20 protein-coding genes are annotated in these 15392 nt (G+C 65.3%); 16 read left to right on the forward strand and 4 right to left on the reverse strand.

All coding sequences use genetic code 11. The features are described from left to right. Positions 1 to 66: 66 nt before the first annotated feature. A complete protein-coding gene (locus tag CDQ92_RS10250; RefSeq protein ID WP_088441251.1) occupies positions 67 to 840 on the reverse strand; it encodes an arginyltransferase in 774 nt (257 codons plus the stop codon). A 344-nt stretch (positions 841 to 1184) separates the two neighbouring features. Continuing rightward, the gene (gene pyk, locus CDQ92_RS10255) at positions 1185 to 2639 is read right to left on the reverse strand and encodes a pyruvate kinase (RefSeq protein WP_088441252.1); all 1455 of its coding nucleotides are present in this window, start codon (positions 2637 to 2639) and stop codon (positions 1185 to 1187) included. Positions 2640 to 2745: 106 nt separating this feature from the next. On the opposite strand from pyk, the gene CDQ92_RS10260 reads away from it, so the two are divergent. From CDQ92_RS10260 to ruvC, 6 genes are all read left to right on the forward strand, one after another. Beyond that, complete coding sequence (locus CDQ92_RS10260) at positions 2746 to 3072, forward strand: DUF1244 domain-containing protein (RefSeq protein ID WP_088441253.1); 327 nt, start codon at positions 2746 to 2748, stop codon at positions 3070 to 3072. 83 nt (positions 3073 to 3155) lie between these two features. Beyond that, positions 3156 to 4472: a metal-dependent hydrolase family protein gene (locus tag CDQ92_RS10265; RefSeq protein ID WP_088441530.1), complete on the forward strand. Its 1317-nt coding sequence runs from the start codon at positions 3156 to 3158 to the stop codon at positions 4470 to 4472. A 101-nt stretch (positions 4473 to 4573) separates the two neighbouring features. After that, entirely contained in the window at positions 4574 to 4816 is a 243-nt protein-coding gene (locus CDQ92_RS10270; RefSeq protein ID WP_088441254.1) for a DUF2312 domain-containing protein, read from the forward strand. A 32-nt stretch (positions 4817 to 4848) separates the two neighbouring features. Then, on the forward strand, positions 4849 to 5166 hold the full coding sequence (locus CDQ92_RS10275; protein ID WP_088441531.1) for a YbjQ family protein: 318 nt from the start codon (positions 4849 to 4851) through the stop codon (positions 5164 to 5166). Positions 5167 to 5235: 69 nt separating this feature from the next. Then, complete coding sequence (locus CDQ92_RS10280; RefSeq protein WP_088441532.1) at positions 5236 to 5982, forward strand: YebC/PmpR family DNA-binding transcriptional regulator; 747 nt, start codon at positions 5236 to 5238, stop codon at positions 5980 to 5982. 96 nt (positions 5983 to 6078) lie between these two features. Continuing rightward, positions 6079 to 6549, forward strand: coding sequence for a crossover junction endodeoxyribonuclease RuvC (ruvC, locus tag CDQ92_RS10285; protein WP_088441255.1), 471 nt, complete (start codon positions 6079 to 6081; stop codon positions 6547 to 6549). Positions 6550 to 6620: 71 nt separating this feature from the next. Here the strand turns inward: ruvC and CDQ92_RS10290 are convergent, their stop codons facing one another. Continuing rightward, positions 6621 to 7115: a DUF305 domain-containing protein gene (locus CDQ92_RS10290; protein WP_088441256.1), complete on the reverse strand. Its 495-nt coding sequence runs from the start codon at positions 7113 to 7115 to the stop codon at positions 6621 to 6623. Positions 7116 to 7243: 128 nt separating this feature from the next. On the opposite strand from CDQ92_RS10290, the gene ruvA reads away from it, so the two are divergent. The 10 genes from ruvA (at position 7244) to pal (ending at position 14657) form a co-directional block, all read left to right on the forward strand. Further along, positions 7244 to 7846 carry a Holliday junction branch migration protein RuvA gene (gene ruvA, locus CDQ92_RS10295; protein ID WP_088441257.1) on the forward strand — a complete coding sequence of 201 codons (603 nt, stop codon included), beginning with the start codon at positions 7244 to 7246 and terminating at the stop codon, positions 7844 to 7846. After that, positions 7843 to 8253 carry a GFA family protein gene (locus CDQ92_RS10300; RefSeq protein ID WP_088441258.1) on the forward strand — a complete coding sequence of 137 codons (411 nt, stop codon included), beginning with the start codon at positions 7843 to 7845 and terminating at the stop codon, positions 8251 to 8253. The genes ruvA and CDQ92_RS10300 overlap by 4 nt, the downstream gene beginning before the upstream one ends. Continuing rightward, a complete protein-coding gene (locus CDQ92_RS10305) occupies positions 8246 to 8980 on the forward strand; it encodes a haloacid dehalogenase type II (RefSeq protein WP_088441259.1) in 735 nt (244 codons plus the stop codon). Before CDQ92_RS10300 ends, CDQ92_RS10305 begins: the two co-directional genes overlap by 8 nt. A gap of 1 nt (position 8981) precedes the next feature. Next, complete coding sequence (gene ruvB / locus CDQ92_RS10310) at positions 8982 to 10004, forward strand: Holliday junction branch migration DNA helicase RuvB (protein ID WP_088441260.1); 1023 nt, start codon at positions 8982 to 8984, stop codon at positions 10002 to 10004. 144 nt (positions 10005 to 10148) lie between these two features. After that, positions 10149 to 10628, forward strand: a complete 480-nt coding sequence (locus CDQ92_RS10315; protein WP_088441261.1) for a YbgC/FadM family acyl-CoA thioesterase — start codon at positions 10149 to 10151, stop codon at positions 10626 to 10628. Beyond that, the gene (gene tolQ / locus CDQ92_RS10320) at positions 10622 to 11320 is read left to right on the forward strand and encodes a protein TolQ (RefSeq protein ID WP_088441262.1); all 699 of its coding nucleotides are present in this window, start codon (positions 10622 to 10624) and stop codon (positions 11318 to 11320) included. The genes CDQ92_RS10315 and tolQ overlap by 7 nt, the downstream gene beginning before the upstream one ends. After that, positions 11320 to 11826 (forward strand): protein TolR, encoded by a 507-nt coding sequence (gene tolR, locus CDQ92_RS10325; RefSeq protein WP_088441263.1) that lies wholly within the window; start codon positions 11320 to 11322, stop codon positions 11824 to 11826. The genes tolQ and tolR overlap by 1 nt, the downstream gene beginning before the upstream one ends. 9 nt (positions 11827 to 11835) lie before the next feature. Beyond that, positions 11836 to 12657, forward strand: a complete 822-nt coding sequence (locus tag CDQ92_RS10330) for a hypothetical protein (RefSeq protein ID WP_088441264.1) — start codon at positions 11836 to 11838, stop codon at positions 12655 to 12657. A 4-nt stretch (positions 12658 to 12661) separates the two neighbouring features. Then, the gene (tolB, locus tag CDQ92_RS10335; protein WP_088441265.1) at positions 12662 to 14032 is read left to right on the forward strand and encodes a Tol-Pal system beta propeller repeat protein TolB; all 1371 of its coding nucleotides are present in this window, start codon (positions 12662 to 12664) and stop codon (positions 14030 to 14032) included. Positions 14033 to 14138: 106 nt separating this feature from the next. Beyond that, the gene (pal, locus tag CDQ92_RS10340; protein WP_188682228.1) at positions 14139 to 14657 is read left to right on the forward strand and encodes a peptidoglycan-associated lipoprotein Pal; all 519 of its coding nucleotides are present in this window, start codon (positions 14139 to 14141) and stop codon (positions 14655 to 14657) included. Here the strand turns inward: pal and CDQ92_RS10345 are convergent. After that, positions 14644 to 15384 carry a prepilin peptidase gene (locus tag CDQ92_RS10345; protein ID WP_373289588.1) on the reverse strand — a complete coding sequence of 247 codons (741 nt, stop codon included), beginning with the start codon at positions 15382 to 15384 and terminating at the stop codon, positions 14644 to 14646. The genes pal and CDQ92_RS10345 overlap by 14 nt on opposite strands. Between the last annotated feature and the right edge of the window lie 8 nt (positions 15385 to 15392).

A 15392-nucleotide genomic window follows, 5' to 3' on the forward strand; every position in this document is an offset into this window, starting at 1 on the left:
TGCCCTTGAAAGCGGGGAAAGGTCAACCGGTGGAGGCAAGAAACTGGCGGTTACGCGCCCGACGGGTCAGGCGAGTTCGAACATCGTCGCAAGTCCGCTCTGCGCAGCGGGTTCGAACCGCGACCAGCCGTCGGGGCCGAGACGCTCGATCGGGCGGAAGCGCGCCTTATACGCCATCCGCGCCGACCCTTCGATCCAGTAGCCCAGGTACACATAGGCCAGCCCGGCGCGCGCGGCGCGCTGGACATGGTCGGCGATGATATAGGTGCCGAGACCCTCGCGCAGGGGATGCGCGGCGTCGAAGAAGCTGTAGATCATCGACAGCCCGTCGCCCTGCCGGTCGGTCAGGCAGCAGCCGATCAGGCGGCCCTTGCTGCCGTCGGTGGTCGGCTCGCGATATTCGATCATGTAGCTGTCGACCGGGGTCTGCTCGACCATGTCAGCGAAATCCTGCTCGTCCATATCGGCCATACCACCATTGGGATGGCGCGCGCCGAGATAGGAGCGCAGCAGGCTATATTGTTCTTCGGTCGCCCACGGCTTGCACGCGGTGGCGACCAGGTCGCTGTTGCGGCGGATGGTGCGTTTCTGCGAACTGCTCGGGACAAATTCGCTCGCGCAGACGCGCACCGAAACACAGGCCGAACAATCGGCGCAACTCGGGCGATAGGCGACCGACTGGCTGCGCCGAAACCCGATGCGGCCCAGCGCGTCGTTCAGCTCGTTCGCTGTATTCCCGCTGAGTTCGGTGAACACCTTGCGCTCGGTCTTGCCTGCCAGATAGGGGCAAGGCGCCGGGCTGGTGACGAAAAAGCGCGGAAAACGGAACGGTGCGGACACGCGGTTTGGACCTCCAGATCGGCGATGCGGAATCCCCCCAACGCGGGTCCGACGCTCACCACCCACCAACTATGCCGCGCGGCGTCAATGGTGCAAAGTCTGTTTACCATTTTTAGTCGTGCCGTTCTGACTCAGGTCGAAAATTATCTGAATCGCGCGGTAAGGATTGTGCCGTTTTGAATCGACTATGGTCTCAATGATCCTCCCTGTGGCGAAGCCATGGGGAGGTGGCATCGGCGAAGCCGCTGACGGAGGGGCGATAGCGCAACTGGTGCGGCCCCTCCACCACTTGCTTCGCAAGCGGTACTCCTCCCCATCGCTGCGCGACAGCGAGGAATCTCCAGTCAGCTATACCCGCGCAGCTCGTCGCCGGTCAGCGTCGCGACGTGCAGGACGTTAGTCGAACCCGGGGTGCCGAACGGCACCCCCGCCATCATCACCAGCTTGGCGCCCGCCTTGCCAATGCCGTGGCGCAGCGCCATGCGCTTGCCCTTGGCGATCATCTCTTCAAAACTGCCGATGTCCTTCGTCGGCACCGCATGCGCGCCCCACAATAGCCCAAGCCGCCGCGCGGCTTCCTTTTTCGGCGTCAGCACCAGCAAAGGTGCGTTAGGCCGCTCACGCGCGACACGACGCGCGGTCGATCCCGATGCGGTGAAACAGATGATCGCGTCGGCGGCGATCGTCGCGATAATGCTGCCCGCCGCTTCGGCCAGCGCGTCGGCGGTGGTCGCGTCGGGCAGCGTTTCGGTAAAGTGCAGGCGGCGGAAATAATCGGGGTCGCTTTCGACCGAGCGCGCGATGCTGTCCATCATCGTCACTGCCTCAATCGGCCAGGCGCCCGCGGCAGTCTCGGCCGACAGCATGATCGCATCGGCGCCGTCGTAGATCGCGGTGGCGACATCGCTCACTTCTGCGCGCGTCGGCGAGGGCGAGACGATCATCGATTCGAGCATCTGGGTCGCGACGACCACCGGCTTGCCCATCCGCCGCGCGGTGGCGACGATGCGTTTCTGCAGCGGCGGCACCGCCTCGGGCGGCAATTCAACTCCCAGGTCGCCGCGCGCGACCATCGCGGCGTCGGCGAGCTCGAGAATTTCCTCGATCCGCTGCACCCCCGATGGCTTTTCGAATTTGACCAGCAGCGCCGCCTTGCCGCCGATCAGCGTGCGCGCCTCGGCGACGTCCTCGGGCCGCTGGACGAACGACAGCGCAATCCAGTCGACATGCTGTTCGAGCGCGAAGGTCAGGTCCTTGCGGTCCTTTTCGGTGAGCGCCGCGAGCGGCACGACGACATCGGGAACATTGACCCCCTTGCGATCCGAAATCTTGCCGCCGACCTCGACCACCGTGTCGATCCGCGTTGGCGACACTGCCTGGACGCGCAGCACCAGCTTGCCGTCGTCGATCAGCAGGCGGGTGCCTGCTTCAAGCGCCGCGAACAATTCAGGGTGCGGCAGGTGAACCCGCGTCGCGTCGCCTGGTGCCGTGTCGGCATCGAGCGCAAAGGTCGCGCCCTTGATCAGCTCGACTGGCCCATCGGCAAACGTCCCGACGCGCAGCTTCGGCCCCTGCAAGTCGACCAGGATCGTCGTCGGGCGCCCAGTTTCCTTCTCCAGCGCGCGGATCGCGGCGATCACCTTGGCGTGCCCGGCGTGATCGCCATGGCTCATATTAACGCGAAAGGCGTCGGCGCCGGCGCGGTGGAGTGCCGCGATCATCTCGGGATTGGCGCTCGCAGGACCAAGCGTCGCCAGGATGCGCACCTTGCGCTGGCGGGGGGTAAAACTCTGGACCACAAATGCTCCGAACCGATAAAAAGCTGGGGCCGCTTGCGTAGGCGCGTTGCCCCCGGCAAGGCAAGCTGCGTATAGCTATTCATGCCATCACCAGAGGAAATCCGCCATGTCCTGCAGCGACGATCAGGCCACTCCGAACGACGCACTCGATGCCCTTGACGACGCGGCCGCCGCCGCCGCCTTTCGCCGCCTCGTCCGGCTGCTCCAGCATCGCAGCGACGCCGCGAATATCGACCTGATGGGGCTTGCCGGTTTCTGCCGCAACTGCCTGGGCGACTGGATCGCGGAAGCGGGCGGCATGGACAAGGAAACCGGCCGGACGATCGTCCACGGCATGCCCACCGCAGACTGGAAAGCCCTGCATCACACCGCCGCGACTCCCGAACAGCTCGCGCGGATGGAAGCGAGCATGGCGAAGAACCCGCATCACTGATCTTGCTCAGACCGCGCTTTGCGGACATGAGGTTGTGAACCGCCGCTGAGGTACGGAAAAATGGGGAGGATTGGGCGATGCGCATGACATTGACGGGAGCGATGCTGGGCGTCTCACTCGTGGCCAGCAGCCCGCTCGCCGCACAACCATCCGCCACCACCTATATCCATGCCGGGCGTGTGCTCGACCAGCCGGGCCGCGAACCGCGAGGGCAATCGACGATCATCGTCCGCGACGGCAAGATTGCCGAAGTGCGCGACGGCTTCGCCACGCCCGAAGACGGCGCAATGGTCGTCGACTTGAAAAACGCCTTTGTCCTACCCGGCCTGATCGACATGCACGTCCATATCTCCAGCGACGACAATCTGCTGCGCAGCCGCCTCGAAAGCTCGGGGCGCGACGTCGAAGATGTGTTCGTCATTGCCCAAGGGAACGCGCGCCGCACCCTCGAAGCGGGCTTTACGACCGTGCGCGACCTGGGCGGCGATGGCCGGACCACGACGACGCTGCGCGATGCGATCAACAATGGTGTGATCGTCGGCCCCACCGTCATCCCCGCGGGAACGATGATTTCGGTGACCGGCGGCCATGGCGGAGTCAACGGCCTCAACCGCACCCTGACCCATGCGGTCGCGGCCGAGCGCACCAACATCTGCGACGGGCCGGATGGCTGCGCCAGCGCGGTCCGCGCACAGATCTCCCTGGGTGCAGAGGTCATCAAGTTTGCCGCGACTGGCGGGGTGCGCTCCAATGTCGCGGGCGGGCTGGGCAAGCAGATGTCCGATGCCGAGATGAAATCGGTCGTCGACACCGCGCACAGCTTCGGCCGCAAGGTCACCGCCCATGCACATGGCAAGGAGGGCATCGACGCCGCGCTGCGCGCCGGGGTCGATTCGATCGAACATGGCAGCTTCATCGATGATGAGACCGTCAAGCTGTTCAAGGCGTCGAACGCGGCGCTGGTGCCAACCGCGGTCGCACCGATCGCCGCGCTCGCGCAGGCGCGCCGCGGCGAAGCGCCGGGTCCGCAGCTGGCCAAGGCCGAGGAAGCGGCGGCATCGCACGCCGCAAGCGTGGCGCGGGCGATCAAGGGCAATGTTCGCATCCTGTTCGGCACCGACTCCGGCGTTGCGCCGCACGGCGACAACGCCAAGGAATTTGCGCTGATGGTCAAGGCCGGGATGACTCCGGAGCAAGCGATCAAGGCTGCGACCAGCGACAATGCGGCCGAACTCGACAGGCCAATCGGGGCGATCCTGCCGGGGCGCGAGGCCGACATCATTGCCGTTGGCGGCGACCCGCTGGCCGACGTCACCGCGCTCGAAAAGGTCGACTTTGTCATGCGGCGCGGCGTCGTCCACAAACTGGACGGCAAGCGCCAGGCCTTTCCGCCCGAGTGACGCGCCGCCACCAAGAAAGCATGGCCAAAATTCCTCCGGGGCTTTAGGGACGCGCCAACCGCGATTCTCGCGCCGCATCATCCCAATCACCGGAGCATAAAATGAGCGAAGCCACCGTATCCGACGAACAACTGCGCCTTTTCATCGAGCGCATCGAACGGATGGAAGAAGAGAAAAAGGGCGTCGCCGACGACATTCGCGACACCTATAACGAAGCAAAATCGCAGGGTTACGACCCGAAAATCATGCGCCAGATCGTTCGCCTGCGCAAATTGCCGGTCAACGACCGCAAGGAAATGGAAGCGATCCTCGACGTCTATAAATCAGCGCTCGGTATCGACTGAGTCCCTACAACGATCAGCACAGGAGAGTGACGATGTTCAGCACCACGACCAATATTGTCGAAGGCCGTCCGGTTCGGGAATATCTGGGCATCGTCACCGGCGAAGTGATCGTCGGCGCGAACCTGTTCCGCGACCTGTTCGCGTCGATCACCGATATCGTCGGCGGCCGCTCGGGCAAATATGAGGATGTCCTCGCCCGCGCCCGCAAGGAAGCAATCAGCGAAATGGAAGCCGAAGCGGCGCGCCTTGGCGGCAACGCCGTGGTCGGCGTCGATCTCGACTATGAAGTGCTCGGCCAGAACGGATCGATGCTGATGGTCAGCGCGTCGGGAACCGCCGTCGTCATCTGACGCGGTTGTCTCTTGGAGGCGCCCGCGGTAGGGCGGCGCCAGCTTATACATTGACCGATGGAGGGTGGCTTGGCCGGCCATAGTAAATTCAAGAACATCATGCACCGCAAGGGTGCGCAGGACAAAAAGCGCAGCACGTTGTTTTCCAAGCTCGCGCGCGAAGTCACCGTGGCGGCGAAAATGGGCCTGCCCGATCCCGACGCGAACGCGCGCCTGCGCGCCGCGGTCAACGCCGCCAAGGCGCAGTCGATGCCCAAGGACAATATCCAGCGCGCAATCGACAAGGCGAGCGGCGGGGACGGCGATAATTACGAAGAAATCCGCTACGAAGGCTATGGCCCCGGCGGCGTGTCGCTGATCGTCGAGGCGCTGACCGACAACCGCAACCGCACCGCCACCAACGTCCGCACCGCCTTTGCCAAGAACGGCGGCAACCTCGGCACATCGGGCAGCGTCGCGCATGGCTTCGATCGCCTGGGACTGATCAGCTATCCCGCCAAGGCGGGCGACGCCGACACGGTGTTCGAAGCGGCGCTCGACGCGGGCGCGAGCGACGTCGAATCGTCCGAGGACGGCCACGACATCTGGACCGAAATCGACGGCCTGCACGAGGTCGCCAAAGCATTGGAAGCCAAGCTGGGCGAAGCCGAAGGTGTGAAGCTGGCATGGCGCCCGACGCTGAAAAGCGAAATCACCGACGAAGCGACTGCGCAGACGCTGTTCAAGCTGATCGATACGCTCGACGACGACGACGATGTGCAGACCGTGTGGGGCAATTACGAAATCCCCGACGCGGTGATGGAAAAGCTTGGCTAGGCGTAAAAGCCCGTTCGCATTGAGCGAAGTCGAGATGCCCATGGGTCGTGCTTGCCTTCGGGGTATCTCGACTACGCCCGACACGAACGGGAACTCATGATCATCCTCGGCCTCGACCCCTCGCTCAGTTGCACCGGCTGGGGCATCGTCCGCGTCGAAGGGAGCCGGATCAGCCACATCGCCAACGGCCAGATCAAGACCGACGCCAAAGCCGCCCTGCCCGACCGCCTCGCGCATCTCGACACCGTGCTGGCGGCGGTGATCGCTGATCATGCGCCGCAATGCGCCGCGGTCGAAGAAGTGTTCCTCAACGACAATCCCCAATCGACGCTGAAGCTCGCGCACGCGCGCGGCGTCGTCCTCCTCGGCTGCGCCCGCGCAGGACTGCCAGTGGGCGAATATGCCCCGCGGCTGGTCAAAAAGGCGATCGTCGGCACCGGCACCGCAGCGAAGGAACAGGTGCAGGCCATGCTGCGCGTGCTGCTGCCCGGCGCGAAGGTTGTTGGGCCGGATGCGGCGGATGCCCTAGCGGTAGCGATCTGCCACGCGAACCACCGCCCGCGCTGAGACAGACCCAGAAAAAGGAGGGGCGCGACCTCCCAATTTTGCAGTCACCCCGGCGCAGCCGGGGGTGACGGTCACGGAGCGACCGCGACCGGCGGCAGGTCGGCTGCGTCGCCGGGGATTGGGTGCGCCTCGATGTCGGCGATCAGCCGCTTCATCTCGTCGATCTCGCGCACCTGTGTCTTGATGATCTGGTCGGCCAGTTCGCGCACGCGCACGTCGCGGATGTGCGCGCGGCTGCTGGTCAGGATAGCGATCGAATGGTGCGGAATCATCGCCTCCATATAGGCGACGTCGCCGACGGTCGCCTGGCTGCGCACCAGCCCGAGCGAACCCGCCCCAACGATCAGCGCCCCCGCGACAATCGCGATCTTTACGCGGCGGCCGTCGTACATGCTCCACATGAACCCGAGCATGATCACTGCCATCGTCGCCCCCATGAGCAGCGCCATCCAGGTCCGCGTCTGGCTGTAGATTTGATGATCGAGCGCATAGCTGTTGAGGTACATGAGGATGAACATCGCTAGCGTCGAAGTCGCAATCATCGCGGCAAAGCGTCGATAACTCATGGGATTTCCTTTCCGTCTGCGTCCGTTCAAACCCGTAAGACGGGCGAAAGGTTCGCCGAAAGGTCGCGCGTCCTTCAAGCTGGCCAAATCTGTTCCCTTTTCATTCCCGCCACGCTACGCACAGGGCCATGATCGCGAAACTCACCGGACGGCTGGACTCCAGCGGCGCAGGCCATGCCGTGATCGACGTCGGCGGCGTTGGTTATCTGGTCGAGGCATCGGCGCGCACCCTCGACGCGCTCGGCGCTACCGGCGGCGAGGTCACCATCCACACCGAAATGCTGGTCGGCGAGGATTTCCTTCGACTGCTCGGCTTTGCCAAGGCCGAGGAACGCGACTGGTTCCGCCTGCTTACCAGCGTTCAGGGCGTCGGTGCCAAGGTCGCGCTCGCGATCCTCTCGGCGCTCGAAATCACCGACTTGCAGCGCGCGCTCGCGAGCGGCGACAGCGCCATGATCGCGCGCGCCAACGGCGTCGGGCCGAAACTGGCACAGCGGATCACGCACGAACTGAAGGACAAGGCCGGCGCGCTGGGAGGAATATCGGGCAGCGGCGCGTCCCACATATCCGCCACTCCCGGCCCCCTCGCCGACGCGGTCACCGCGCTCACCGGCCTCGGCTTCAAACCCGGCGAAGCGAGCGCCGCGGTTGCGGCGGCGAGCGAGGAATTGGGTGTGGATGTCGGTCTTGATGCGCTGGTCCGCGTGGCGCTCAAGAAGGCGGCAAAGTGACCGACCGCGTCCGCAACGCCTTCTGCCGTTGCGGCCAGATCCGCATCGCCTGTACCGGCGAACCCATTCGCGTGTCGGTCTGCCATTGCCGCGAGTGCAAGGCGCGGAGCGGCAGTGCCTTTGCCGCGCAGGTCCGCTTTCCCGCCGGGCAGGTCCGGATCGAGGGCGAGGCCAATGCGCGGGTGTGGCAATATACCGGCGACAGCGGCAACACCGCCGACTTCTTCTTTTGCGGCACCTGCGGTTCGGGCGTCTGGTACCGGGCGCGCCCCTATCATGACGCCTATGCGATACCCCTCGGAAATTTCGAACCTGGCCACGGCGTCGTCCCCGACTATTCGGTGTACGAGGACCGCATGGAGCCTTGGGTTTCGATCACCGGCGATGCAATAGAGCATCATGACTGAACCCACCGCCGCCCGCCCCCCCAAGGCCCTCGCCTTTGACGTGTTCGGCACCGTCGTCGACTGGCGCTCCAGCATCGCCCGTGAATCCGCGACGTTTCTCGCAAAGATCGACCGCAGCGACATCGAACCGCATGACTTCGCCGACCAGTGGCGCCGCCGCTATCTGCCCGCCATGGCAGGCGTCAGCGGCGGCCAGCGCGGCTTCGTCAAGCTCGACATCCTGCACCGCGAGATGCTGGACGCGTTGCTGCACGATCTGGACATCGACCCCGCGGCGCTCGAACCGGCCTTGCTCGCCAACTGGGCCGACGCCTGGCACCGGCTCGCCCCCTGGCCCGATAGCGTCGCGGGCATCGCGCGGCTGCGCACCGCCTTTCCCGTCGTCACGCTGTCAAACGGCAATGTGTCGCTGATGGTCGATATGGCGCGCCGCGCCGGCATCATATGGGACGCCATCCTCGGCGCCGAATATGCCCGCGCGTACAAGCCGCAACCCGCCGCCTATCTCGCGACCGCCGATGCGCTGGGGCTCGCCCCGCAGGAGCTTTGCCTTGTCGCTTCGCACCACAGCGACCTTGCCGCCGCGCGCGGTTGCGGGCTGATGACCGCCCATATCGACCGCCCCATGGAATATGGCGGCGCCCGCGCGCCCGATGCCGACGCGGCGCAGGATTGGGAGTATAGCGCCGACAGCCTGACCGCATTGGCGGCGCAAATGGGATGCTGATTTGACCGACCTCACCACCCCCATCCGCACCCCCGAGGACGCCGACGCCGCCTTGCGCCCCAAGACGCTTGCCGAATTTGTCGGGCAGGCGGCGGCACGCGAGAATCTCCGCATCTTTATCGAGGCCGCCAAATCGCGCTGCGACGCGCTCGACCATGTGCTCTTCTATGGCCCACCCGGCCTCGGGAAGACGACGCTGGCACAGATCGTTGCGCGCGAACTCGGCGTCGGGTTCCGTTCGACCAGCGGCCCGGTGATCGCCAAGGCGGGTGACCTCGCCGCGCTGCTCACCAACCTCGAGGACGGCGACGTGCTGTTCATCGACGAGATCCATCGCCTGTCGCCCGCGGTCGAGGAAATCCTCTATCCCGCGATGGAGGACCGCGCGCTGGACATCATGATCGGCGAAGGGCCGTCGGCGCGCAGCGTCCGCATCGACCTGCCCAAATTCACGCTGGTCGGCGCAACGACGCGGCAGGGGTTGCTGACGACGCCGCTACGCGACCGCTTCGGCATTCCGGTGCGGCTCAATTTCTATACGCATGGTGAGCTGGAACAGGTCATCACCCGCGCCGCGCGGCTGCTTGCGCTGCCGATCGCATCCGATGGCGCGCTGGAGATCGCAAAACGCTCGCGTGGTACCCCGCGCATCGCCGGGCGGCTGCTGCGCCGCGTGCGCGATTTCGCGACCGTCGCGGGCCATGCCATCGTCGATGCCAAAGCCGCCGACGCGGCGCTCAACCGGCTCGAGGTCGACGCGCTGGGGCTCGATGCGATGGACCGGCGTTACCTGACCATGATCGCCGATATTTACCGCGGCGGCCCGGTCGGGGTCGAGACGATGGCGGCGGGACTGTCCGAACCGCGCGACACGATCGAGGATGTGATCGAGCCCTATCTGCTCCAAGTCGGTCTGATCGCGCGCACCGCGCGCGGGCGGATGCTCAATGCGAGCGCGTGGAAGCATCTGGGTCTCAATCCACCGGCGGGATCGCAGGACGGTTTGTTCGACAACGGCAAATAGCCGTGTCCCTGCGAAGGCAGGGGCACGAAACTCTCGGGAATGTAGCGCGTTTCCGCGCTCAACTCGCACCAAACGGCCCCCATCTGCGACGAATCGTTGGTTAGGGGTTTGCGACGAGTCGAAGGCCCGCTATCGATCAACCCCATGGCAAACGCTCCGCCCCCCTTCATCCCCGGCGCCTTCGTCGGGGCGGCGCATCACTACCGGGCCCGAGTCTATTTCGAGGACACCGACCTGTCGGGCATCGTCTATCACGCCAATTACCTTCGCTATATGGAGCGCGCGCGATCGGACATGCTGCGCATCGCAGGCATCGACCAGCGCGCCGCGATGGACGCGGGCGACGGTAGCTGGGCGGTCACCGACCTGACGATCAAATACCGCCGCCCGGCGAAGCTCGACGATGACCTGCTGGTGGTCAGTACGGTAGAAGCGGTGCGCGGCGCCAGCGTGATCATTGCACAGCGCATCCTTCGCGGGACTGACACGTTAAGCGGCGAGACATTGACCGACGGGCAAGTCACCGCCGCCTTCCTGTCGCCCGAGGGTCGACCGCGCCGCCAGCCCGCGGGCTGGGCCGACCGCTTTACCGCCATCATGAATGGAGAGAAAATCCCTTGCTAGACAATATCTCGCTGGCCGCCGACGCGGCGACTTTGTCCCCCGTCGCGCTGTTCCTCCAGGCCGACATCATCGTGAAAGCGGTAATGATTGGGCTGCTGCTGGCATCGATCTATGTCTGGGCGGTAATCTTCACCCATGGGCGGAGCGTCAGCAAATTGATGCGCGCGTCAGAAAATTTCGAACGCGATTTCTGGCGCGCCGACAATATCGACAAATTTTTCGACAAGAACAGTGGGGAGGAATTGCCGAGCGCGAAGGTGCTGGCCGCGGGGATCAGCGAGTGGCGCCGTTCGACCAAGACCAAGAATGTCGATCGTGACGGTACGCGCGAGCGTCTCGGCATCGCGATGAACAGTGCGGTCGCAGGCGAAGTCGACCGGCTCGCCGAAAAGATCGGTACGCTGGCGACCATCGGATCGGTCGCCCCCTTCGTCGGGCTGTTCGGGACCGTCTGGGGCATCATGCGCAGCTTTACCGCGATCGCGGCGAGCAACAACAGCAGCCTGGCGGTCGTCGCACCGGGGATCGCCGAGGCGTTATTCGCGACCGCGATCGGCCTGTTCGCCGCTATTCCCGCGGTCATTGCCTACAATGCCTTTTCCCAACGCCTGAACCGGCTCGAATCGCGCCTCGGGCGCTTCGCCGACGGACTGCACGCGACCTTTAGCCGCGAGCTTGAGGTGGACGCCTGATGGCGATGACCGGTCCTTCCGGCGGTATCGGCGGACGGCGCGGCCGCGGCCATCGCCGCGCGCCGATCGCCGACATCAACGTCACCCCGCTGGTTGATGTCATGCTGGTGCTGCTGATCATCTTCATGATTACCGCGCCGCTGCTCGCCTCCGCCGTGCCGATCGACCTGCCCGAAAGCCGCGCCAAGCCCGTTGAGACCGAAGAGCAGGAACCGGTGCAATTGTCGATCAACGCGGACGACACGCTGTATATCGGCGAAGAGGTGGTGCCGGAGGCTGAGCTGCCGGCGCGGCTCGACGCCATCGCGCGTGAACGACAAGGCGACGACAAACCGCGCCAGATCATGCTGCGAGCCGACAAGGGGCTCGACTATGGCCGGGTCATGCGCGTGATGGGCGAACTCAACCGCGCGGGCCTGACCCGCATTTCGCTGGTGACCACGGGCGCAAGCGGCGACACCCCCGCCGCTGCCGCGGTCACCGACCGTTCAGATACGGGGCAATAGGCTGCACCCATGGCCACCACAATGGCAGCGAGGGGTAAGGAAGGACGCGGCTTTGTTATCGCGGCGGCCGCGCACGTCGTCATCATCGGCCTGCTTTCCGTCCAGTGGACCGCAGGCGAACGCCGTTTCGACAACCCACCCATGGAGGTCGACCTGATCGCCGAAACCGCGGTGCAGTCAACCGCCCCGGTGATCAGCGAAAACCCGCCCGCGGCGCGGCTGGGCGAAGAGGATATGACCGACATCGCCGCGCCCGAACCGACGCCAGCACCGCCGCTGCCTGAACCGATCGTCCGCCCGACGCCAGCGCCGACACCGAAGCAGGGGGCGCGGCCGAAGGCACAGCCCAAACAGACCCCGCCCGCAGCGGCCAAGGCGCAGCCCAAGGCCGCGCCCAAGGCGCCCCCAGCCAAAAACCGCCCAGCGCGCCCGACCGGGCGCCTCGACGGCATCGCCGAGGGGCTATCGAAGTCACAGCCGAAGACTCCCGCGAGCAAGGGCGCCCCCGCCGCCGCGACCGCGGCCGAGGTCAAACGCTCTATCGACGTCAGTATCAAATCGGCGGTCCGCCCGCGCTGGGACAGATGCCAGGTCAGCGGCTTTGATGCCGATAAACTGGAGACCGAAGTCAAGTTTCGCCTTACTACCTCGGGAGCATTGGGCGGATTTACCAGCGTCACAACAACGGGACAGAATGACAGCAACAAGAATCTGGTTCAACGCCATCAGGAATGCGCCAAACGCGCCGTCGAACTCGCCGCACCCTTCGATCTGCCCGAGGACAATTACAGCTTCTGGCAGAATTACACGCTCGATTTCATCAAGAGGTAAGCCAATGTTCCTCCGTCCCATCAGCCTCTCGCTCGCCCTGCTGCTCACTGCCGCACCGGTTGCCGCGCAAACGACGACCGCACCGACGCCGCCTGCGGTCGCGCCGACCGAACCGCGTGAGACGATCGAAGGCACGCTGTCGAACGAGCGCACAGTTATCGCCATCCCCTCGCTCGCAACCTCGTCGGTGCAGACCGTAGCGGGCCTGCGCACCGACAGCCTTGGCCGTCAGATCGCCGAAGTCATTGCCGCCGACCTGGAACGCAGCGGTCTGTACGAACCCGTCGGTCCCGGCGGCGTCCGCGCGATCACCCGCGCCGAAGTGCAGGCTCCGCGCTTTGCCGACTGGCAGGCGCGCAATGCTGAAAATGTCGTGCACGGCTTCGTCGATGCCAGCGGTACCGGTGGGCTGGTCGTCGGTTGTTATCTCTATGACACCGCGCTGGGGAGCGAACTGGTCCGCAAGGGGTTCGAAATCCAGCCGTCGGACTGGCGCCGCGCCGCGCACAAATGCGCCGACGCCATCTATTCGCGCCTGTCGGGCGAGGCGCCCTTCTTTGACAGCCGCGTCGCCTATATCGCCGAGAGCGGCCCCAAGGGGAACCGCATCAAGCGGCTCGCGATCATGGACAGCGACGGCGGCAATCACCGCTTCATCACGAACGGTCAGGCGCTCGCTATTTCGCCGCGATTTTCGCCCGATTACAAAAAGATCGTGTACGTCAGCTATCTGAACAACCGCGTCCGCGTGTTCATCTATGACATCGCGTCGGGGTCGCAGAAGCTGGTGACCGAAAGCGGCAATGCGACCTTCGCGCCGCGCTGGTCACCCGATGGCACCCAGATCCTCTATTCGATGGCGGTCGGCGGCAACACCGACATCTATCGCATTGCAGCGAACGGCGGCACCCCGGTTCGGCTGACCAGCACCCCGGGCATCGACGTCGGCGGCAGCTTCTCGCCCGACGGCCGCAAGATCGTGTTCGAAAGCGACCGCTCGGGCAGCCAGCAAATCTATACGATGAACATCGACGGGTCGAACCAGCAGCGAATCAGCTTTGGCGGCGGCCGCGCCGCGACCCCCGAATGGTCGCCGCGCGGTGACCTGATCGCCTTCACCCGCATGGGCGGCGGCGAATTCCGTATCGGGGTGATGACCCCGTCGGGCGGCGGCACGCGGTTGCTGACCAACAGCTGGCAGGATGAAGCACCGACCTGGTCGCCGAACGGGCGCGTCATCCAGTTTTTCCGGACTACGCCGGGGCGCGAGGGCAAATCGAGCCTGTGGCAAGTCGACCTGACCGGCGTCAATTTGCGCCGCCTGCCGACCCCGCAGGATGGATCGGACCCCAGTTGGGGTCCGGTGCTGCCGTGACGAACAGGAACCAAAATGCCCTACTGGGGTTCCATCATCGGGTTCTGAATGGGCCGTTTCTGGCCGTTGAACGGAAAAATTCAACAACAACAAGAGGACAGACGACATGACGATACGCAAGAGCACCGCGATGATCGCGGCCATCACCATGCTTGCCGTTGGCGCCTGCGCAAAAAAAGCGCCCGAAACGCTGCCCCCTGTCCCGGAAGGGACCGGCACCGACACCGGGACCGATACCGGCACCGGCGTGATCCCGGGATCGCAGGAAGATTTCATCGCCAGCGTTGGCGCCATGGGCGACCGCATTTTCTTTGGCTTCGATCAGTATAATGTCGATTCCGAGGACATGGCGACGCTGCAAACCCAGTCGCAGTGGCTGCAGCGCAACCCCGCGGTCCGCGTCACCCTCGAAGGCCATGCCGACGAGCGCGGCACCCGCGATTACAACATCGCGCTCGGCGAACGCCGCGCCAATGCCGCGAAAAATTACCTCGCCTCGCTGGGCGTTGATCCGTCGCGGATCAGCGTCATCAGCTATGGCAAGGAACGTCCGGCCGAAATCGGTTCGACCGAAGAAGCTTATGCGCGCAATCGCCGCGCGGTAACGGTCATCATCGGCCGCTAAGGAACGGCCAGAGCGGCACCGTCGCGAATGCGGCGGCGCAGGCAAAGACACCAAAGGGGACCGGCCGCTGAGCAAGCGGCTGGTCCCCTTTTTGTTGGACCACGAGCGCCCAGACGATGCCACCGAGGCTGGCGAGCAGCAGCATCAGCGGCAGCGCCTGCCAGCCAATCCAGCACCCGATCGCGGCAACCAGCTTGGGATCGCCGCCCCCCATGCCCTCCCCACCGCGCGCACGCCGATAGGCCCAGGCGATCAGCGCGAGCGCCGCCCCGCCGGAAAGCGCGCCGATCCAGCGATCAAGCAGCGGTGCTCCAAGCAGCGGCCCGGCAAGCAGCAGCCCCATCACCGCAAGCAATGCGCTCAGCCGATCAGGAAGCCAGAAATGCCTCGCGTCGAGGAGCGCGAGCGGCAGCAGCAGCCAGCCGAACAGCGCCCACAGCCATCCCGTCGGTCCGGGCACGAGCGCCAGCGCCGTGCCGCCGATCAGCGCGGCCCCGACTTCGACATGGGTATGAAAGCGGTCAATCGATACACCACAGCGGCGACAGCGCCCGCGCAGCCAAAGGGCCGACATCAGCGGGACGAGGTCCAGTGGCCCCAATGGCCGCTGGCAGCCGTCGCATTGCGACCGCCCGAACACCGAACGCCCCGCGGGCCAGCGCAGCACCAGCGTTGCGATAAAGCTGCCGAGGACCGGTCCGATCAACGCGGCGAACCCGACGCCCATGCCAAAGG

The organism is Sphingopyxis bauzanensis, from assembly GCF_002205675.1.
Taxonomy (GTDB): domain Bacteria; phylum Pseudomonadota; class Alphaproteobacteria; order Sphingomonadales; family Sphingomonadaceae; genus Sphingopyxis; species Sphingopyxis bauzanensis.

Bases quoted from the DNA above. Each gene is read 5' to 3' on its own strand.
- CDQ92_RS10260 (WP_088441253.1), top strand. From the start codon at position 2,746: ATGTCCTGCAGCGACGATCAGGCCACTCCGAACGACGCACTCGATGCC.
- CDQ92_RS10265 (WP_088441530.1), top strand. From the start codon at position 3,156: ATGACATTGACGGGAGCGATGCTGGGCGTCTCACTCGTGGCCAGCAGC.
- CDQ92_RS10270 (WP_088441254.1), top strand. From the start codon at position 4,574: ATGAGCGAAGCCACCGTATCCGACGAACAACTGCGCCTTTTCATCGAG.
- CDQ92_RS10275 (WP_088441531.1), top strand. From the start codon at position 4,849: ATGTTCAGCACCACGACCAATATTGTCGAAGGCCGTCCGGTTCGGGAA.
- ruvC (WP_088441255.1), top strand. From the start codon at position 6,079: ATGATCATCCTCGGCCTCGACCCCTCGCTCAGTTGCACCGGCTGGGGC.
- CDQ92_RS10290 (WP_088441256.1), bottom strand. From the start codon at position 7,115: ATGAGTTATCGACGCTTTGCCGCGATGATTGCGACTTCGACGCTAGCG.
- ruvA (WP_088441257.1), top strand. From the start codon at position 7,244: ATGATCGCGAAACTCACCGGACGGCTGGACTCCAGCGGCGCAGGCCAT.
- CDQ92_RS10305 (WP_088441259.1), top strand. From the start codon at position 8,246: ATGACTGAACCCACCGCCGCCCGCCCCCCCAAGGCCCTCGCCTTTGAC.
- CDQ92_RS10315 (WP_088441261.1), top strand. From the start codon at position 10,149: ATGGCAAACGCTCCGCCCCCCTTCATCCCCGGCGCCTTCGTCGGGGCG.
- tolR (WP_088441263.1), top strand. From the start codon at position 11,320: ATGGCGATGACCGGTCCTTCCGGCGGTATCGGCGGACGGCGCGGCCGC.
- CDQ92_RS10330 (WP_088441264.1), top strand. From the start codon at position 11,836: ATGGCCACCACAATGGCAGCGAGGGGTAAGGAAGGACGCGGCTTTGTT.
- tolB (WP_088441265.1), top strand. From the start codon at position 12,662: ATGTTCCTCCGTCCCATCAGCCTCTCGCTCGCCCTGCTGCTCACTGCC.
- pal (WP_188682228.1), top strand. From the start codon at position 14,139: ATGACGATACGCAAGAGCACCGCGATGATCGCGGCCATCACCATGCTT.
- CDQ92_RS10345 (WP_373289588.1), bottom strand. From the start codon at position 15,384: ATGGGCGTCGGGTTCGCCGCGTTGATCGGACCGGTCCTCGGCAGCTTT.